The sequence below is a fragment of the Rhizorhabdus sp. genome, assembly GCF_018006725.1.
Taxonomy (GTDB): Bacteria; Pseudomonadota; Alphaproteobacteria; order Sphingomonadales; family Sphingomonadaceae; genus Rhizorhabdus.
The window spans coordinates 1-19,193 of record NZ_JAGMXV010000004.1; the positions used below are offsets into that span (position 1 = coordinate 1).

Consider the following 19,193-nt stretch of genomic DNA (forward strand, 5'->3'; position numbering starts at 1 on the left):
ATGTGTATAAGAGAGCGGCCCGAACTCATAATGTTCGAGATAGCGCAGGCCGCCATGGATCAGCTTGGTCGAGGCCGACGACGTGCCCTGGGCGAGGTCGCCCTGTTCGAGCAGCAGGACCGAAGCCCCGCGCCCCGCCGCATCGCGCGCGATACCGCAGCCATTGACGCCGCCGCCGATGACGGCGACGTCGAACAGCCGGTCCTGGATCGTCCGGGGCGTCGTCATGCCGTCTCCGTTCAGCCTTCGAGCGGGCCGTGCTGCAGATGCGGCAGCACATGGCGCGAGAAGAGGTCGGCCTCGGCCGCATGCGGATAGCCGGACAGGATGAAGGCTTCGATGCCTTCGGCCTGATAGGCGCGCAGCTTGGCGAGCACCTGATCCGGATTGCCGACGATGGCGGCGCCGCAGCCCGAGCGGGCACGGCCGATGCCGGTCCACAGATTATCCTCGACGAACCCGTCGCCGCCGGCTGCGCTGCGCAGCTCGGCCTGGCGCTGCACGCCGACATTCTTGGCGTCGAGCGACTTTTCGCGGATCGCGCGGCCGATCTCGTCGTCGAGCTTGGACAGCAGGCGATCCGCGGCGGCGCGGGCTTCCTCCTCGGTGTCGCGCACGACGACATGGACGCGGTAGCCGAACTTCAGTTCACGGCCGAAGCGCGCGGCGCGGGTCTTCATGTCGGCGATCGTCTCGCGGACCTTGTCCATCGTGTCGGGCCACATCAGATAGACGTCGCAGCCCTCGGCGGCGCACTCGCGGGCATCCTCGGACAGGCCGCCGAAATAGAAGGCGGGGCAGTTGCCCGAAATGGTCGATATGCGCGGCGGATCGAGCTTGAGCTTGTAGAACTCGCCCTCATGGTCGAGCGACTGCCCGTTCAGCAGCGTCCGGACGATCTTCATCACCTCGGTCGCCCGCGCATAGCGTGCCTTGCCCGGCAGCGCCTCGCCCGGCATGTCGGACGAGATGATGTTGACGTTCAGGCGGCCGCCGGTTCCTGCGGCATTCGGGCCGAGGATGCGGTCGAGCGTGGCGATGCGGCGTGCCAGCTGCGGCGGCCAGTCCTCGCCGATGCGGGTCGCCCAGAGCAGCTTGATGCGGCGAACCTGCGTCGCGACCGCCGCCGCGAAGGCGGTGGTGTCGAGACCGAGCTGATAACCCGACGGCAGCAGGATATTGTCGAAGCCGCCCTTTTCGGCCTGCAGCACGATGTTGCGGCAATGCTCCCAGCTAGACTGCAGCCGGCTGTCGGGCACGCCGAGGAACTCGTAATCGTCGTCACACAGCGCGGAGAACCACGCCACTTCGCATTGCTGCGTCATATTCGCCTCCCAGGCCTATCCTCTAACAACCGGCTGCTCAGGGCAGCCTTTCTCCACGGGCGGCGACCAGCACCGCATACCAGTCCTCACGCGACCAGCGGACGTCGCGGGCCTTCGCACCCTCGGCGATCCGCTCGGCCTGCTGCGAACCGATGATCGGAACGATCCCCGCCGGATGCGCCATCAGCCAGGCATAGGCGGCGACGGTGAGCGACACGCCCTGCTCGCTTGCAACCTTGCCCAGCGCTTCGGCCACCGCCTTGTCGCGCGGTGCTTCCGGATGGGCGAGGCGGCCGCCGCCGAGCGGCGACCAGGCCATCGGCACGAGGCCGAGCATCATCGCCTGGTCGAGCTCGCCATTTTCGAAGCAGGTGATGCGCAGCGGGCTGATCTCGGGCTGGGTCGACACCAGCTTGTTGCCCAGGAATTGCTGCAGCGCTGCGGTCTGGTGGATGGTGAAGTTGGACACGCCGATCGTGCGGATCTTGCCGGCGGCGACGGCATCGTCGAGCGCGCGGGCGACCTCCTGCGGATGGGCGAGAATGTCGGGGCGATGGACCTGCCACAGGTCGACGCTTTCGACCTTTAGGCGGCGCAGCGAGGCGTCGATCGCCTCGGCCAGATAGGCCTTGCTCTGGTCATAGGGCAGAGGCGGGCGGATGCCGCCCTTGGTCGCGAGGACCATGCGACCGCGCAATGCGGGTTCGGCTACCAGCACGTCACCGAGCAGTTCTTCCGCGTCGCCAAAGCCATCGGCGCCGTCGAAGCCGTAGATGTCCGCCGTATCGAGGAAGGTGATGCCGGCGTCGAGCGCGGCATGGACGAGACGGGCCGCTTCCGACACGGTGCGGCCGTCCTCGGCGAGGCGCCACATGCCCCAGGCGATTGAGGAAATCTCGATGCCGCTGGTGCCCAGGGTGCGGGTAGCCGGTGGCTGGGGAAGAAGACTCATGAACATGTCCTGCGTGGCGGCGCGACGGAGCCGCGCTCGATCAGTTGGTGGGGAAGACGGCGGTGGGCGATGTCGCCCCCCGCGATGAGGATCTCCGTGGCGGTGTGCGCCAGGTCGAACATCGGCTGGTGGATGGTGGTGAGCGGCGGCCAGACGGTCCGCGCCAGCGTGGTGTCGTCGAAGCCGGCCACCGACAGGTCGCCGGGCAGGTCGAGGCCCCGGTCGTGCGCGACCGCGAGCACGCCCGCCGCCATATCGTCGTTCGACGCGAAGATTGCGGTCGGGGGCTCGGCCATGTCGAGAAAGGTGGCGCCGGCGGACACGCCGCTGTCGAAGTCGAACTCTCCGCTCGCGACCAGTTGCGGCTCATAGGATATGCCCGCCCTGTCGAGCGCGCGGCGATAGCCGAACAGGCGGTCGTCCGACGCCATATGATTGGGATGGCCCTTGATGAAGCCGATCCGCCGGTGGCCCATGTTGACCAGATGGGTGGTCATGTCGTCGGCGGCCTGCGCGTCGTCCATGTAAACCGAGCTGGTCAGCGCATGGTTGGTGCCGGGGGAGATGCGGACGAAGGGTATGTCCATCGCCTCCAGCGCCCGCAGAACCTCTTCGCAGTCGGTGACCGGCGACGACAGGATGATGCCGTCGACATGGGTTTCGGTGACGAGCCCGCGCACCTGATCGCCGACATTGGGGGCGGCGACGTCGACCGGCTGGGCGAGCAGGCGAATGCCGTCCGCCTGGCAGCGCGACCAGCAGCCATTCTGGATCTGAAACATGTAATAGGGGCTGTGATTGTCGTAGATCAGCGCGATCTGGTTCGACTTGGCGCCCGACAGGATGCGCGCGGCGATGCTGGGCCGGAACTCGAGCTCGCGCATCGCCAGCTGAACCCGCGCCTTGGTTTCCGCGCTGACATAGGGATGGTCGTTGAGCACCCGGCTGACGGTCTTGACCGCCACCCCCGCACGCGCCGCAACATCCCTGATGTTCGATCTTTCACTCACCCCTGCAACACCCCCGGCAAGGCCGCGAACAGCCCCGAAAATGCGCTGTCGGGCCGATAGAAGACCGGTGGCCGGCCGATCGGCGCGTCCACCCTGTGGAGGCCCGGCTGAAGGTCCTCGCCGCTCCACGCCGACCGCCAGGGTGAGGAGCCCGGCAGGAGGACGTTGCGCGACGTGGCACCTTCCTCGATCACCGGAGCCACCAGCAGGTCGGCACCGTAGAGGAACTGGTCCTGCACGGTCCACAATTCGCGCTCGTCGGGATGGTGGAGAAAGAGCGGACGCTGGGTGGGCAGACCGGTCGTAACGGCTTCGTCGCACAGCGTGCGGACATAGGGCGCCAGATGGGCGTGAACCCGGCTCCACCGCGCGAAACAGGCCATCAGTTCGGCGTCGCTGTCATATTGGAGATTGTCGTCGGGGCGGTTGCCTTCATGGCTGCGCATCACCGGGGCGAAAGCCGCCAGCTCGCACCACCGCTCAAGCAGTTCGCGTGACCGGACATTGCCGTGGAGAGAAGTGTAGCCGCCGCAGTCCGAATGGCTGTAGGCGTTGCCGACGAGCCCCGAAGACAGCGCACCGGCGAGGACCGTTCCGATCCCGTCATGGCGGGTGAAGTCGACCGACTGGTCGCCCGCCCACAGCAGCGGGCAGTGGCGCTGCACGCCCGAAAAACCGGCACGCATGAAGAACAATGCATCGCCGGTGCGACCGCGCGAGGCGAGCGCCATGGCGTTGACCTCGGCCCACAGCACGGGCCAGAGATTATGCGCCTCCATCGGGTCCGAACCATCGGCCAGGCGAAGGTCGACCGGCAGATATTCGCCGAAATCGGCCATCCAGCCATCAATGCCCTTGTCGAGCATCTCCTGGCCGAGGACGCGCTCGGCGAACCAGGCGCGGCTTTCCGGGCGGGTGAAGTCGACCACCCCACAGTCGAACTCGCCGAAGTCGACCAGATAGGGTTCGTCGCGGTCGAGGCGCAGCGCGAAATGGCTCCCAGCCGCCGCTTCGGCATAGAGTTCGCCGTCCACCGCCAGATAGGGATTGGCATAAGCGAGGAAGCGGATACCGCGCGCTTTCAGGCCGGCGATGCGCCGTTCGAGATCGGGATAGCGCTGCGCGCTGCGCTCGCCGACATGCCAGTCCCAGAACAGCCGGCGCCCGAAGCTGGTTTCGCGGATGCCCGCCCAGTCCTCGCACCACAGGCCCGAAACAGCGGTGCCGGCGTCGATGAAGCGCTTCATCCGGTCGAAGCTGCTCGCGCCAGACTTGAGGCCGAGGATCGCGCCGCCGATTGCCCAGTCGGGCAGGGGCGGCTGGCGGCCGAACCGTTCGGACATCTGCGCGACCAGCTCGATCGGCCCGTCGGCTGAGAAAAACTCGAAGACCGCGTTGCCTTTCCAGACCTCGACGCGGTGCGCCGCCGGGTCACTGAAATCGAGCACGCTGTAGCAGCTCTCGTCCAGATGGGTGGCGATCCAGCGCGAAGTCAGGAAGGTCGGCTGCGGGTAATTGCTGTTCCAGTAATCGCCGCCCGCCATGCCCTGCTCGTCCATGATGCGGGTCAGTTCGGTGCTCTTGTCGCGGCCGACGCCGGGCTCGCTGGTCCAGATCGGGAAGCGGCGCCCGTTGAGCGCGACATAGCTCATCTGCTCCCCGCCGCCCCAGACGCACTCCTCGGCGTCTGCGAAGAGCGAGAGCGTCAATCGGTCATAGCCAGGCAATAAAGTCGCGACGTTCAGCCGATGGCCGTCGATCGACAGGGTGGCGACCGCCTTGTCGCCGTCGAGCAGCGTCACATGCTGATCGGTCAGGTCGAAGTCGCCCGGCGCGATCCGTTGCGTGGGGGTGTCCTCGATTCGGAAATTGCCGCGATACATCTCGATCGCGGGATTGCCCTGCGCCATGACAAGCGCTGGACAGTCGCGACGGTGCGACACCAGGGTGCGACCCCCTATCAGGAGATCGAAACCATCGGAATTCGAGGCGAATTCGAGCTTCAAGACGCGTTTATCCTCTGGTCGCGGGCCTTGTTGCAGAATTGCCGCACCATGGCCCGTCTCGTGTGACACCGCTTGACATATCGTCGCTCCCGCCGCAACACAAGGGCCGCAAGCGGTGATGCCAAACAGGTGAGCCGCTCCAGAAACGTTCGCAGCGGGGCGCAAAGTCCCGGACTAAAAGGGGAGGAAAACCCGTGAAATCGTTGCTCCGTGCCTCGTCTGCCATGGCTTTGGCGGCTATTTCCATTGGCTATGCCGCACCGGCTTTTGCCCAGACTCCCGCCGAAGCAGAGGAGTCGGTCGCCGAGATCGTCGTGACCGCGCAGAAGCGCTCCGAAAATCTGCAGAGCGTTCCCGTGGCCGTGTCGGTCCTGTCGGGGCAGGCGCTCGCCACCACCGCGCGTCCGAGCATCGAAAGCGCGGCGCAGCTGGTGCCTTCGCTCAACTTCCTGAAGTCGGGCACGACGCTCAACCAGACGATCTTCCTGCGCGGCGTCGGTACCGCGACCTTCTCGATCGCCGGCGAACCGTCGGTGTCGACCGTGGTCGACGGCGTCGTCTATGCCCGCTCGGGCGAGGCGTTCAATGACCTCGTCGACGTCGCCCAGATGGAAGTGCTGCGTGGCCCGCAGGGCACGTTGTTCGGCAAGAATGCGTCGGCCGGCGTCATCAACATCACGACCCAGATGCCGAAGAACGAGTTTTCGGGCACGGTCGACGCCAGCTATTTCGATCGCCAGGAATATCGCCTCAAGGGTTCGGTCAACGTGCCGCTGGGCGAGGATCTCGCCGCACGCTTCACTGGTTTCTATGGCGAATATGACGGCAACATCCGCAACCTGACCACCGGCAACCACGTCAACGGCTACAAGCATCGCGGCGTTCGCGGCCAGGTCCTGTACAATCCGTCCGACGCGCTGCGCATCTATGTCGCCGCGGACTATTACAAGAATGACGATGATTGCTGCGCCGAGGTTATCGGCACCGGTCCGCTGACCGGCGCTGGTGCTCCGACGACCAGCCTCGCCTTCAACGCGCTGCCGACGCCGCGCGGCTCCAAGACGCGTGAGATCCGCCAGGACCTCGTCACGTCGACGAAGGAAGAGGGCTGGGGCGTTTCGGGCCAGGTCGATCTCGAAATCGGCACCCACACGCTGACCAGCATCACCGCCTATCGCAGCTGGGACAATACCGAGATCCGCGACGGCGACTGGCTGGACCGTGCCTATGTCGGCTTCAACCAGCTGCATGACTCGGGCCCGCAGACGAGCCACACCTTCACCCAGGAGTTCCGTCTCGCCTCACCGACCGATCAGACGGTCAGCTATGTCCTCGGCACCTTCTATTCGAACGCCAAGTCGCGCCGCATCTTCCGCCGTGACGACATCGTCTGCACCGCGGCTCCCGGCGCTCCGACCAACGTGCTGATCCCCTGCGGCAGCGCGAATGCCAATCCGTCGACCTTCCCGACGGGCGTGGCGGACTTCGGCTCGACCTTCCTCAACTATGCCGCTTTCGGTCAGGCGACCTGGAACGTCAGCGAGGATCTGCGCCTCGTCGGTGGCCTGCGCTACAGCTATGACAAGCTGAAGGTCTTCCACAGCCGCAATACGACGCTGGCGGGCCCCGGCATCCAGCCGAGCTTCCCGACGACGCCGACCGGCACCGGCCAGCCCGCGACCGTGTTCCGCACCAAGACCGACAATGACGATCTGTCGGGCAAGGCCTCGATCCAGTACGACATCAGCCGTCGCATCATGGCCTATGGCAGCTACACGCGCGGCTATAAGGGCCCGGCCTACAACATCTTCTACAACCTGACCGCGACCGGCACCAATTCGATCGCGCCGGAAACGTCGGACGCGTTCGAGGCGGGCCTGAAGAACACGCTGTTCAACGGTCGCATGACCCTGAACATCGCGGGCTTCTACGCCAAGTACAAGAATTTCCAGGCGAACAACCCGGATCTGGTGGCCGGCGTGGTGGTAACCCGCTTCACCAATGCGGGCACTGTTTCGACCCGTGGCTTCGAAGCCGACCTCAACTGGTTCCCGGTCGACGACCTGACGATCAGCGGTGGTATTGCCTACACCGACGCCAAGGTCGATCGCTTCCGCGTTGCGCCCGGCGCTGCAGCGGGTGCGGTAATTCCGGCCGGCTCGCCGCTCGCCTATGCGCCGAAGTGGAAGGGGTCGCTTTCGGCCGACTATCGCTGGCGCACGGGTGGCGCGTTCGATGTTTTCTTCGGCGCCCAGGGCAATTACCAGACCAAGCAGCTGTCGATCTTCACGCCTAACGCCGTGCAGACCCGCCTGGGCACTATCCCGTCCTATGGCCTGGTCAACGTCAAGCTGGGCGTCGGTGACGCCGACGATCGCTATCGCCTGACCTTCCAGGTGCGCAACCTGTTCGACAAGTCCTACATCGCTGCGATCCAGAGCGGCGGTCCGGGCGGTTCCTATCGCTATCAGATCCCGCGCGACGCCGATCGCTACTGGGGCCTGACCGGTACCGTGAACTTCTAAGTCTCTCCAGTTATCTCCTACTGGGGCCTCCGGTTCTGCCGGGGGCCCCTTTTTTATGGGTAAGTCCTGTGGTTGCGCGTCGGCCTCTCTCGCAGCTAGGGCGACGCTATGGATGATAGGCTCGAGGTCGCCGCCGCCCGTTGGGCGGTCAGGCAGGAGGCGGCGCATTCGCGCTGGTGGTCCCACCCCAGGATCGTCCGTCACGTCAATCGCCTCGTCTGCGGCGAACCGATCGATGGCCCGCATGCGGGTTTTAACCGGCTGATCCAGCAGGCTGCTCCGTCAGGCGGCTTCGGCCATGCGATCTCAGTCGGATGCGGCAGCGGCGGGAAGGAAATGAAGCTTCTCCAACAAGGGATCGTCCAGCATTTTCACCTGTGCGAGATCGGCGAACATCGTCGTGAACAGATATTTGCCAAGGCCGGGGATCATGGTGTCGCGGACCGGGTCACCGTCCATATCGGCAACGCACTCGATCGCCCGCCTGACCGCGCATTCGACCTCATCTACTGGAATAATGCGCTGCACCACATGTTCGATGCACGCGCGGCGCTGCTTTGGAGCAAGGCGGGACTGAGCGTTGGCGGCGTGCTGGCCATGGACGACTTCGTCGGGCCGACGCGCTTTCAGTGGACCGAGGCCGAACTGGATTTGGCGGCCCGCGTCAGAACATTGTTGCCCGACCGCTTCCTGCCGCACCCGCGCAACCAGCAGGTCATGATCCCACGTCGGCCCAAGCGGCCTACGATCGAGGAAATGCTCGCCGCCGACCCAACGGAAGCCGCAGATAGCCAAGCGATTCTCGATGCGCTCATGGAGATCTTCCCGAAGGCCGAGATCGTTCCGACCGGCGGGGTGGTCTATCATCTCGCGCTCAACGACGTGCTCGCCAATTTCCGCGTGGGTGAGGATGATTCCCTGCTCGATGCGCTCCTGTTGCTCGACGAGACGCTCGCCGGACAAGGGCACTCGCATTATGCGGTTGCCCTCGGCCGAGCGAGCTGACGCCTTCAGTTCTGCGCGAGTTCGAGTTTGGGCTGCATCAGTTGGATGAACAGCAGTGCAGCGAGATAGGCGCCGCCGCAGATCGCGAACATGGGCCAATAGCCATGGCCGTTATCGAGCGACCAGCCGGCCAATTCTATGATCGCGGTGCCCGACAGATTGCCTGCCACCGCGCCCAGCGCGACGACGCTGGCGACGCGCACGCCGGGAACGATGTCGGCCGTCATCCCGAAGATGTTGGTCGAGAAGCCCTGATGCGCGAACAGGCCGCAGCCGATCAGAAGCGCGGCGATCCACGGACTCTGCGCCGTCAGCGCGAGCGGCATGGCGAGCACGACGAGGGCGAAGAACAGCATCGATATCTTGCGCGCCGCGTTGACCGAGAAGCCGCGCCCGAGCAGCAGTGGATAGAATGCCCCCGAACTGATCGCGCCGAGCGCCGCCATGGCGAAGATCACCGCGATCGGCCCACCCAGATCGCCCTGTGCCATGTTGAACTGGCGCGAGAAGAAATCGGGCATCCAGAACAGCACGAACCACCAGACGCAGTCGGTGAAGGCCTTGGCGCCGACCACCGTCCAGCTGCGCCGGTCGCTGAGCAGGTCGCCCCACTTCACAGGCGCTCGCTCGGGTATGTTGCCGACGGGGACGAGCTTGCGCGTGCCGAAGATCCAGCCGGCGAGCCAGAGGAAGCCGAGTGCGCCGGTCAGCACGAAGGCGGCTTTCCAACCGAAGGCGAGCGCCAGCGGCGGGATCAGGAGGGGGGTCAGGATCGCCCCGATATTCGGCGCGGTGTTGATAAGGCCGATGGCGATGTTGCGCTGACGAGGCGGCATGTAGATCGCCGCTGCCTTAAGCCCGGCGGGGGTGCTGACCGATTCGCCGACCGCCAGTACGATCCGCGCTGCGACGAACTGCTGCACGGTCATCGCCAGGGCATGGGCCATGCCGGCAGCACTCCAAACGACGACGGCGATGCCATAGGCCATGCGCACGCCCAGTCGGTCGACGAACCACCCGACCGCGAGCAGCGCGCCCGCTGCCGCGATCTGGAAGGATGATCCGAGATGGGCGTAATCGGCGTCGCTCCAGCCGAATTCGGCCTCCAGCGTAGGTTTGAGGAGGGCGAGAACCTGCCGGTCGACATAGTTGAGCGCATTGCCGAGGAAGAGCAGAACGATGAGGAGGCCTATCGTCCCGCGCGCGACCGTCTGTCCACCGCTGCCCTGGTTCACCGCATCCCTCCCGATCCTTCCGCCGTCACGCAGCGGTTTGTACACTTGCAGACTAGCGTGTCGCCGCGATAAGGGAAATATTATATGACACCGTAAGACAGAAAAACGGCAGGAGCGGCATGAAGGGCATAGATTGGGACGCGACGCCGCATGGTGGCGATCTGTTCGGCGAACTGCATCTTGCCGAAAATGCCAAGGCGCCGCCGCCAGAGCGCGACAGCCTGATCCCCGGCCTGATGATCTGCGGCGTCGGCTCGGCCGCCGCAGCGTGGCTGTCGGACCATTATGGCTTCCCGATCATCCTGCTCGGCCTTCTCATCGGCCTGTCGCTGAACTTCGTCACGCGCGATCCACGCACCACCAAGGGGCTCGACTTCGCCTCGCGCACCTGCCTGCGCGCCGGCATCGTCGTCTTGGGTCTGCAGGTTACCTTCGCCCAGATCCAGGCGCTCGGCGCGACCCCCTTCGCCGCGCTGGTCGTCGTCATGCTGCTGACCTTCGGCGCCGCTCTGGTCTTTGCGCGCGCATCGGGGCAGGGGCGCTATGCCGGGATCCTCGCGGGTGGCGCGACCGCGATCTGCGGGGCCAGCGCTGCGCTCGCACTCTATGGCGTGATCGGCAAGGAACGGCTCAGCCAGGCGCAGTTTGCGCTGACCCTCGTCGGCGTCTCGCTGGCCAGCGCGCTCGCTATGTCGATCTACCCGGTGCTGGCGGCCGAACTGGGACTCAACGACCAGCAGGCGGGCTTCCTGATCGGAGCGTCGATCCACGACGTCGCCCAGGCGATCGGCGGCGGCTATGCCTTCTCGGATTCGGCGGGCAGCTATGCCACGATCGTCAAGCTGTCGCGGGTCGCCCTTCTCGCACCCGTCGTAGCGCTCGCCAGCCTGTGGCTCGGCAGCGTCGGCGGCGATGCGGGGCGCCCGATCTGGCGACGGCTGGCTTTGCCCTGGTTCATTACCGCCTTCCTTGCGGTGGTCACGATCAACAGCCTGTTTCCCATCCCGGCACCGGTGAAGGACAGTGCGCTCAGCGCGTCGAAGGGGCTGCTGCTGCTGGCTGTCACGGCGACGGCCATGCGCTCTCGCATGGACCTGCTGATGGAACTGGGGTGGAAGGCCGTCGCGCCCGTGATCGGCGCCACATTGGTCAGCTTCCTCGCTTCGCTTCTGTTCGCGGTCTGGCTGGTGGCCTGACCGGCGCGCGCCCGCCCAAGCGCATTGCATTCGGCGCCCCACGCTCCATAGTCGGTCTGAACGATGACAGGCCGTGGAGAGTGCCGAATGACCCCCGAGCAGCGGCTCGACCGCGTCGAATCCGAGCTGGCGATCCGCCGGCTCATCGCCGCCTATTGCTTCACCATCGATGATCGCGACATGCCCGCCATTGCGGCGCTGTTCGCCGACGACGCCCGGGTCGCCTCGCAGGACGGGGTGATGGAAGCGCGCGGGGTCGATGCGATCATGGACCAGTATCGCCACCGTTTCACCGTGCTCGGACCGGGCGCACATTATATGCACGACGTGCTGATCGACTTTTCCGATGAGAACCCCGACCTCGCCTTCGGTCGTGTGTCGGGCCATGCCGAATTGTGGCGCAACGGCCGGATGATGGTCGCCTCGCTGCGCTACCGCGACCGCTACGTCCGCACCGCCGCGGGCTGGCGCTTCGGCGAGCGGATCATCAGCTTCCTCTATTATGTCGATGCCGACGACTATCGCGGCATCCTCGGCCATGCCGATCGCAACCGCGCCTATGCGACGCCGATGCCGGCGGACTTTCCCGAAAGCCTCCCCGGCTGGTCGGGTTCGGCGGAGACTGTGGCACATGGCTGATCAGGGCGTCCGCATCGAGGATCGAAACGGGGTCCGGATCATCACGATCGACCGCGAGCGGCGGAGCAATGCGCTGGACGTCGCGGCCTCTGCGGCGATCGATCAGGCGATCGACACCGCCGAACGCGATCCTGCGATCCACGTGGTGGTGCTGACGGCGGCGGGTGACCGGAGCTTCTGTGCCGGCATGGACCTGAAGGAGGCCGCCGAGCGTGGGCCGGGTCATGGACTCGTTCCGGGACGCGGCTTCGCAGGGATCACCGAGCGACGCCGGACCAAGCCTCTGATCGTCGCTGCCAACGGCGCCGTCGTAGCGGGTGGATTCGAGCTTGCTCTGGCCGCCGACATCGTCGTCGCCGCCGATCATGCGATCTTCGGGCTGGCCGAGGTCAAGCGCGGCCTTTTCGCCTTTGCCGGGGGAGTGCAGCGGCTCGCCCGTTCGGTGCCGCGCGCGACCGCGCTCCACATCGTCCTCACGGGCGAACCGATCAGTGCCGCGCGCGCGCTCGAGCTTGGCCTGATCTCGGAGGTCGTCCCCCGCGATCGGCTGATGCCGCGCGCCATCGAACTGGCCGAGACGATCGCCGGTTTCGACCGCGATACGATCCGCCGCGCGCTCGCGCTGCACGACTTCGCCGCAGACGCCCCCATCAACGAGAGCCTGAGCTTCGGCCGCGCCTATGGCGAGGAAACGCTCGGCGGCCTCGCGACGCAGGAGGGCATCCGCGCCTATGCCGAGGGACGGGCGACTTAGCGTCCCCGCCCGATCGGTCGCCAATTCAGAGCGTGGCGGCCGATCCCAGGATGACTGTCGCCTGGCTCGACAGCGTGCCGCCATTGCCATGGGCGAGCGCGATATCGACGTCCGGGATCTGGTTGGCGGCCTCGCCGCGGATCTGTCGCACCGCCTCGACGATCGTGAACAGCCCGTACATGCCGGGATGGCAGCAGGACAGGCCGCCGCCATTGGTGTTCACCGGCAGATGGCCGCCCGGCGCGATGCCGCGATTTTCGACGAAGCGCCCGCCTTCGCCCTTGGGGCAGAAGCCAAGATCCTCGAGGAACAGGATCGTGTTGATCGTGAAGGCGTCGTAAAGTTCGACCACGTCGACGTCGGACGGACCGATTCCCGCCATCGCATAGGCCCGGCCACCGGATTCGCTCGCGGCGGTGGTGGTCAGGTCGGGCATCTGCGAGATCGCATTGTGCCAGGTCGCCGCTGCGGCCCCCAGCACGGGGACGAGCGGCTTTGCACCGTCACGCGCGCGGTCGGTCCGCGTCATCACGATCGCGGCGGCGCCGTCGGTGACGAGGCAGCAGTCCTTGACCGACAGGGGGCTGGACAGCATCCGCGCGCCCAGCACGTCATCGATCGTCAGCGGGCCGGTGGCAAAGGCTTCCGGATTGCCGTTCGCCCAGGCCCGCGCGGCGACCGCGACCTCGGCCAGATGGCGCCGCGTCGTGCCGAACTCGTGGAAGTGGCGCGACGCCGCAAGCGCATAGGAGGAGGCGGGAAAGAGCGGGCGATAGGGCGCTTCCCAGACATTGCTGCCGACCGGGGTCGACAGCTTGCCGCCGCCGCTGCGCTGGTTCGATCCATAGGCGATCAGCGCGGTGTCAATATAGCCGGCCGCCAGCATCGTCGCGGCGGTCGCGACATGGCTGAGGAAGGCCGATCCACCCGTCCGGTTGCAGTCGGTGAAGCGCGGCGACAGCCCCAGATATTCGGCGAAGCTGAGCCCGGCCAGCACGTCGTCGGGCAGGCAGATGAACAGCCCGTCGACCTGCGACAGCGGCATGCCGGCATCGGCGAGCGCCAGGAGCCCGGCCTTGGCCGCCATCTCCATGGTGGTGTGACCGGGGCATTCCCCGATGCCATAGGTCGCAATGCCGGCAATCGCTGCCTGCCCGCGCGGAAAGTCGCCCGCCATGTCAGGCCGCCTCGAACAGGAGGAGGGGGGCGCCGTCGCGCTCGCCGATCCGGGCGCGGACGCGCAGGCCGATGGCGATCTCCTCCGCTGGCATGCCTTCGACCTCGCTCATCAGGCGAACATCCTCGTCGAGATCGACCAGCACCACCGCCCGGGGCGGCTCGGGCGGGCGAGGGTGGATCACGGTCACGGCGTGTACGGTGCCCATGCCCGACGCTTCGATCCATTCCCAGTCGGTATCGCCGCTGCGCGGTTCGGCGAGGCGCGGCGGAAAGAAGATCGTGCCGCTACCGCGCGCGCGCTGTAACAGGAAACGTCCTTCGGCCAGCGCGGCACGCCACTGGGCCTGCGGTGCTGCCTCGATCACGCCGGAACCTTGCGCGCGCCTTCGAGCAGCGCATCGATGGTGGCGTCGTCGAAGCCGGCTTCTGCCAGAATGGCGCGACTGTCGGCGCCCAGCGCCGGGCCCGGATCGCCGATCGCACCGGGCGTCTCCGAAAAGCTCGTCGGGATTCCCGGGAAGCGGAGCTTGCCGAACTCGCTGTCGCGCTCCTGCCAGAAGCCCGTCGCTTCGAGATGCTCGTCGTGGAGCAGGTCCTGAGGCGTCGCGATCGCCATGGCGGGCACCTCGGCGATACGGAACAGATCCAGCCATTCGGCGGTGGTCCGCTCCGCCAGCACATCGGCCAGCTTTGCCAGCACCGTGCCGATATTCTCGGTTCGGCTGCGCATCGATGCGAACATCGGATCGCGCGTCCATTCGGGATCGCCGATCGCGTGGAAGAAGCTGCGCCAATGCTTGTCGTTGTAGATCATGACACCGATATAGCCGTCGCTGGTCTTGTACGGCCGGCGCGATGCGGTGGTGACACGCGGATATTCGGGCGGCCCCTGCGGCGGGTCGAACAGTGAGCCGCACAGATGCTCGATCATCGTGAACGAGACCAGCGTCTCGAACATCGGCACCTCGATCTCCTGGCCCCGGCCGGTCTTCTCGCGCGCATAGAGCGCTGCGAGCATCGCGTAGAGGCCGGTCAGGCCGGTCACCTTGTCGGCAACGACCGTGCCCAGATAGGTCGGCACCCCGTTCGACAGCCGCGCCTGGAGATCGACCAGCCCCGACGCTGCCTGGACGATGTCGTCATAGGCGGGATAGTCGCGATAGGGGCCGTTGCGGGCGAAGCCGTAGAGATTGGCGTAAATCAGCCCCGGATTGGCCTCGCGCAGCGATTCATAGTCGAGGCCAAGGCGCTTGATCGCGCCGGGACGCATCGAATGGACGAAGATATCCGCACCTTCGACGAGCCGGACCAGCGCAGCGCGCGCTTCAGGCTGCTTGAGGTTTAGCGACAGGCTGCGCTTGCCCCGATTGACGTTGAGGAACATGCCGCCGCGTGTCGCGTCGGGGCCGGGCGGCAAATAGCGGGTCGTGTCGCCGTCGGGGCTTTCGACCTTGATGACGTCGGCGCCGAGATCGGCCATGATCTGCGTGGCATAGGGGCCCATCAGCACGCTGGTGCAGTCGATTACCCGTACGCCCGCCAGAGGACCTTTCAGACGCCCGCTCATCGCACGGCCCCCCTTGTCAGGGCGATCGGCGGGCATAGCCTCATGCGCATGTGCGTAAGGGGAATGGAATCGTGAAGGTACATCTTGTCGCGGCTGGCAAATTTCATGACATCGACTTTGCACGGCTGGAGTTGCTGAAACTTCTGGCCGAACGGCCGGAGATACGGACGTCGGTGGCGTCGGACTATGGCGATCTGGCGAGCCTCGCTGCGGCCGATCTCCTGATCACCTATACCTGCGATGTGCTGCCGGATGCGCCGCAGACCGAGGCGCTGGCGGCCTTCCTCGCGCGCGGCGGACGCTGGTTCGCGCTGCACGGGACCAATGCGACGCTGCGCTTCGGCGACGACGGCGTGGTCGACACGCCCGACGTCGCTCCGGGCTTCACCAAATTGCTCGGAACGCGCTTCGCCGGCCACCCGCCGATCGCGCCGTTCAAGGTCTTCGTGACGCGCGGCGATCATGCGCTGACCCAGGGCCTGCGCGACTTCCGCGTGGAGGACGAACTGTATCTGACCCACCGTACGGCGGAGATCGACGTGCTGCTGCACACCAGCTTCACCGGCTCCTGCCCGGAGTTCCGCGATTCGGAATGGGACGAAGCCGAGGTTCCGGTGCTGTACGAGCGGCGCGTTGGTCCGGGTTCCATCCTCTACCTCACCCTCGGTCATTGCCGAGGCCATTATGATTTGCGTCCGGTCGCCGATTTCTGGCCGCATCCCCAGCGCTGCTCGTGGAACTATCCGGTGTTTGCCGAACTGCTCCGTCGTGGCATTCGCTGGGGGCTTCCTCAACCGGGCTGACCCTGGGCCTTGTCGAGCTTGGGGTTCATCGAGCGAATCTGCTGCTCCAGCAGGGCCAGCATCGGTTCGACCATCGCCTCGGCCATGGCACCGGTCACCAAATTGATTGCCATGCCTTCGAGCATGGTTTGCGACAGCGTCATGGCGAGGTCGAAGCGTTCGCGATTACCCTGCCATTCGGGGAAGAGCGCGACCGCCTGGGCGTTGAACCGTTCGCGATACTCCACCTGCAGCGGCTGCAGGATCTTGGCGAGATCGGGATGGGTTCGCGCTGCCAGCGCCAGTTCGTGGAAGGCGATGAAGGCCGGCTTCTGCAACTGGCGCCAATAGGCGCGAACCAGCGCATCGACATCGTGATTCTCGGTGTCGGCGGCGCGCCTGAAGGCGCGCAGGCGCTTCTCGTGCAATTCGACGATCGCAGCCTTGATCAGCGCCGAACCATTTTCGAAATGGTGGAGCATGGCACCCCGCGACAGGCCGGCCTCGGCAGCGACCTGTGGCGTCGTGGTGTTCGCATAGCCCACCTTGACGATGCAGCGGATCGTCGCGTCGATCAGTCGGGCGCGGGTCTGTGCGCTCTTCAGCGACTGCTGGGTCTGCCCGCCCTGACCGCGTTCGCGCGGCTGGCGGGCGGGGGAACCGGAACGAACTGCTGCCAACGCCATCGTACGGAAAATCCTTTTCGAGAAACAATCATGTTTGTTTTTGATGCAAGCTGTCAAGCAGCCTCGTTCAGCGCCCCTTAGCACAAGCAGACCGCGATGTTGCGGGAAGAGTGCGCGCGCCTATAAAAAACATTCATGCATGTTTTAGTCTTGCCTTGGCCCGAACCCTCAGTGCAGAAAGGGCGGGAGGCCAGAGGGTCGTGAGGATCGGAGAGGTAGAGTGGATCTCGGTTTGCAGGGGAAGAAGGCGATCGTCGTCGGGGCTGCGCGCGGCATCGGCATGGCGGTGGCCGAGACGCTGGCACGCGAAGGTTGTGACCTCGCCATTGCCGCGCGCTCCGAAGACGGCGTCAAGGACGCGGTCGCCAGCCTGAAGCGCTACGGAACCAACGTCGTCGGCAAGGCCGTCAACGTGAAGAAGGCGGACGATTACAAGGATTGGCTGACCTGGGCGATCGACGCGCTCGATGGTTGCGACGTCCTGATCCCGATTTCCTCGGCTGGCGGTGGCCTCGGCAGTGAGAAATATTGGCACAACGCCTTTGAAGTCGACGTCATGGGCCCGGTTCGCGCGGTCGAGGCGGTCCTGCCGCGCATGATCGAGCAGAAGTCGGGATCGATCGTCCTGATCGCGACCACCTCCGCCGGTGAGGCGATGGGTGGACCGCAGCCCTATAATGCGATGAAGGCGTCGCTCGTCACCTGGGGCAAGCAGCTTGCCCTGTTCCACGGCAAGGACGGCATCCGCGTCAACGTCGTCTCGCCCGGCCCGGTCGAGTTCGAGGGCGGCAACTGGGACATGATCAAGGGGACGATGGAGAAATTCTACCAGTCCCAGCTTCGCCAGCATCCGGCCGGCCGCCTCGGCACGCCCGAGGAAATCGCGCGCTGCGTCGTCTTCATGGCGAGCCCGGCGGCGAGTTGGTGCAACGGTTCGCACCTCGTCGTCGACGGGGCCTTCACCAACCGGACCCATTTCTGAGGTCGCCCCAGCGATGGACGTCAAGCGCAAGGTCGATGTCATCCGGGTCAATCCCGAAGACTGGCCCAATGGCACTCCGGCCGGGAAAGCGGAGGATCCGGATCTCGGCTATGACGTGATCCCGGCGGCCCGCTATACGTCCGAAGAGTTCATGAAGCTCGAATGGGAGCATGTCTGGACGAAGGTCTGGCTGCTCGGTGGACGCTCGTGCGACATCAAGGAACCGGGCGACTATATCTGTACCGACATCGGCAAGGAGAGCGTGATCATCGTCCGCCAGAAGGACGGATCGGTGCGCGCCTTCCCCAATGTCTGCCTCCATCGCGGCAACCGCCTGCGACCCGAGGGGCTGGGCAACGCGGAATCCTTCCGCTGCCTCTACCACCACTGGACCTATGGGCTCGACGGCTGCATCGAGCGTATTCCCGACATGGCGACCTTCCCGCAAGGCGGTCCTCCGGGGATGAAACTGCCCTCCTATCCCTGTGGCGAATGGGGCAGCTTCGTCTGGTTCTCGCTCAACCCCGATGTCGAACCGCTCGAGGAATTCCTCGCGCCGATGCCGCAGCATCTCGACCCCTATCATATGGAGCGGATGGCCTGGCAGCGCGACGTTACCGTCGAATGGGACTGCAACTGGAAGGCCAGCGTCGACGCCTTCAGCGAAGTCTATCATGTCCAGGGCATCCACCCGCAGCTGCAGTGGTATCTCGACGACACCAATGCCCAGATCGACGTGTATGAGCGGCACAGCCGTTATCTGGTGCCTTTCGCTGCCATTTCGGGCCGCGTGGCGCTCCCCTCGTCGATCCCGCCGGCCATCTATGAGATCATGGTCAAGGCCGGCATGGATCCTGCCGAATATGAAGGCCGCGTCAGCGACATCCGGCGCGACGTCCAGTTGTTCAAGCGCAAGCATGGCAAGGCGCAGGGCAAGGACTATTCGGAGCTGAACGATGACCAGCTGACCGACGATTATCACTACACCATCTTCCCGAACGTCTCGCTCAACGTCCATGCCGACGACGTGATGATGTTCCGGCAGCGCCCGCACGCGACCGACCCGAACAAGATGCTCTACGACATCTGGGTGCTTGAGCTGGTGCCCGAGGGCGAGGAGTGGCCGGAGCGGGTCAAGCATCGCCATTTCAAGCATGGCGAGAAGTCGATCGGCCAGGTGCTGGATCAGGACGCTTTCAACCTGCCCACCGTGCAGAAGGGCATGCAGTCCGACGCTTTCCCCGGCCTGTGGATCGGCGATCAGGAACTTCGCATCCGGCACTTCCACAAGGTGCTGGACGACTATGTCTATGGGCCGGGCGGCAAGAAGCCGGGCGACATCTGAAGGAA

General features: G+C 65.6%; 18 protein-coding genes. 8 read left to right on the top strand and 10 right to left on the bottom strand.

The genetic code is table 11. The features are described 5' to 3' along the window. The 5 genes from KAY22_RS01260 to KAY22_RS01280 all read right to left on the bottom strand — a co-directional run. Positions 1–228, bottom strand: a 228-nt coding sequence (locus KAY22_RS01260; RefSeq protein ID WP_296619132.1) for an FAD-dependent oxidoreductase, incomplete at its 3' end; no start/stop codon positions are given. A gap of 11 nt (positions 229–239) precedes the next feature. After that, the gene (locus KAY22_RS01265) at positions 240–1,325 is read right to left on the bottom strand and encodes an LLM class flavin-dependent oxidoreductase (protein ID WP_296619134.1); all 1,086 of its coding nucleotides are present in this window, start codon (positions 1,323–1,325) and stop codon (positions 240–242) included. A gap of 37 nt (positions 1,326–1,362) precedes the next feature. Beyond that, a complete protein-coding gene (locus tag KAY22_RS01270; protein WP_296619137.1) occupies positions 1,363–2,277 on the bottom strand; it encodes an aldo/keto reductase in 915 nt (304 codons plus the stop codon). Beyond that, positions 2,274–3,287 carry a LacI family DNA-binding transcriptional regulator gene (locus KAY22_RS01275; RefSeq protein ID WP_296619138.1) on the bottom strand — a complete coding sequence of 338 codons (1,014 nt, stop codon included), beginning with the start codon at positions 3,285–3,287 and terminating at the stop codon, positions 2,274–2,276. Before KAY22_RS01275 ends, KAY22_RS01270 begins: the two co-directional genes overlap by 4 nt. Next, complete coding sequence (locus KAY22_RS01280) at positions 3,284–5,293, bottom strand: alpha-glucosidase (RefSeq protein WP_296619139.1); 2,010 nt, start codon at positions 5,291–5,293, stop codon at positions 3,284–3,286. Before KAY22_RS01280 ends, KAY22_RS01275 begins: the two co-directional genes overlap by 4 nt. 194 nt (positions 5,294–5,487) lie before the next feature. Here KAY22_RS01280 and KAY22_RS01285 point away from each other — a divergent pair, with 194 nt between their 5' ends. Together KAY22_RS01285 and KAY22_RS01290 are read left to right on the top strand one after the other, a co-directional pair. Beyond that, positions 5,488–7,818, top strand: a complete 2,331-nt coding sequence (locus KAY22_RS01285) for a TonB-dependent receptor (protein WP_296619140.1) — start codon at positions 5,488–5,490, stop codon at positions 7,816–7,818. A gap of 108 nt (positions 7,819–7,926) precedes the next feature. After that, a complete protein-coding gene (locus KAY22_RS01290; RefSeq protein ID WP_296619142.1) occupies positions 7,927–8,823 on the top strand; it encodes a class I SAM-dependent methyltransferase in 897 nt (298 codons plus the stop codon). 5 nt (positions 8,824–8,828) lie between these two features. Here the strand turns inward: KAY22_RS01290 and KAY22_RS01295 are convergent, their stop codons facing one another. Beyond that, entirely contained in the window at positions 8,829–10,058 is a 1,230-nt protein-coding gene (locus tag KAY22_RS01295) for an MFS transporter (RefSeq protein ID WP_296619144.1), read from the bottom strand. A 119-nt stretch (positions 10,059–10,177) separates the two neighbouring features. Between KAY22_RS01295 and KAY22_RS01300 the strand changes: the two genes are divergently transcribed. The 3 genes from KAY22_RS01300 to KAY22_RS01310 all read left to right on the top strand — a co-directional run bounded on the left by KAY22_RS01300 (position 10,178) and on the right by KAY22_RS01310 (position 12,647). Then, positions 10,178–11,254 carry a putative sulfate exporter family transporter gene (locus KAY22_RS01300; protein ID WP_296619146.1) on the top strand — a complete coding sequence of 359 codons (1,077 nt, stop codon included), beginning with the start codon at positions 10,178–10,180 and terminating at the stop codon, positions 11,252–11,254. Between the two features lie 87 nt (positions 11,255–11,341). After that, on the top strand, positions 11,342–11,893 hold the full coding sequence (locus KAY22_RS01305; protein WP_296619148.1) for a nuclear transport factor 2 family protein: 552 nt from the start codon (positions 11,342–11,344) through the stop codon (positions 11,891–11,893). Next, positions 11,886–12,647 (top strand): enoyl-CoA hydratase-related protein, encoded by a 762-nt coding sequence (locus KAY22_RS01310; protein WP_296619150.1) that lies wholly within the window; start codon positions 11,886–11,888, stop codon positions 12,645–12,647. Before KAY22_RS01305 ends, KAY22_RS01310 begins: the two co-directional genes overlap by 8 nt. 25 nt (positions 12,648–12,672) lie before the next feature. Here KAY22_RS01310 and KAY22_RS01315 read toward each other — a convergent pair whose 3' ends face one another. The 3 genes from KAY22_RS01315 to KAY22_RS01325 are packed head-to-tail and all read right to left on the bottom strand — an operon-like array spanning position 12,673 to position 15,393. Beyond that, complete coding sequence (locus tag KAY22_RS01315) at positions 12,673–13,824, bottom strand: thiolase (RefSeq protein ID WP_296619152.1); 1,152 nt, start codon at positions 13,822–13,824, stop codon at positions 12,673–12,675. 1 nt (position 13,825) lies between these two features. Then, positions 13,826–14,191 carry an OB-fold domain-containing protein gene (locus tag KAY22_RS01320; protein WP_296619154.1) on the bottom strand — a complete coding sequence of 122 codons (366 nt, stop codon included), beginning with the start codon at positions 14,189–14,191 and terminating at the stop codon, positions 13,826–13,828. Continuing rightward, complete coding sequence (locus tag KAY22_RS01325; RefSeq protein WP_296619157.1) at positions 14,188–15,393, bottom strand: CoA transferase; 1,206 nt, start codon at positions 15,391–15,393, stop codon at positions 14,188–14,190. Before KAY22_RS01325 ends, KAY22_RS01320 begins: the two co-directional genes overlap by 4 nt. Before the next feature lie 71 nt (positions 15,394–15,464). Here KAY22_RS01325 and KAY22_RS01330 point away from each other — a divergent pair, with 71 nt between their 5' ends. Beyond that, on the top strand, positions 15,465–16,196 hold the full coding sequence (locus KAY22_RS01330; protein WP_296619159.1) for a ThuA domain-containing protein: 732 nt from the start codon (positions 15,465–15,467) through the stop codon (positions 16,194–16,196). On the opposite strand, the gene KAY22_RS01335 is transcribed toward KAY22_RS01330, so the two are convergent. Further along, positions 16,184–16,861 carry a TetR/AcrR family transcriptional regulator gene (locus tag KAY22_RS01335; RefSeq protein WP_296619161.1) on the bottom strand — a complete coding sequence of 226 codons (678 nt, stop codon included), beginning with the start codon at positions 16,859–16,861 and terminating at the stop codon, positions 16,184–16,186. The two genes, KAY22_RS01330 and KAY22_RS01335, sit on opposite strands and share 13 nt — an antisense overlap. Positions 16,862–17,081: 220 nt before the next feature. Here KAY22_RS01335 and KAY22_RS01340 point away from each other — a divergent pair, with 220 nt between their 5' ends. Together KAY22_RS01340 and KAY22_RS01345 are read left to right on the top strand one after the other, a co-directional pair. Next, positions 17,082–17,843: an SDR family oxidoreductase gene (locus KAY22_RS01340; protein WP_296619163.1), complete on the top strand. Its 762-nt coding sequence runs from the start codon at positions 17,082–17,084 to the stop codon at positions 17,841–17,843. Positions 17,844–17,856: 13 nt separating this feature from the next. Continuing rightward, positions 17,857–19,188: an aromatic ring-hydroxylating dioxygenase subunit alpha gene (locus tag KAY22_RS01345; RefSeq protein WP_296619167.1), complete on the top strand. Its 1,332-nt coding sequence runs from the start codon at positions 17,857–17,859 to the stop codon at positions 19,186–19,188. Positions 19,189–19,193 lie beyond the last annotated feature (5 nt).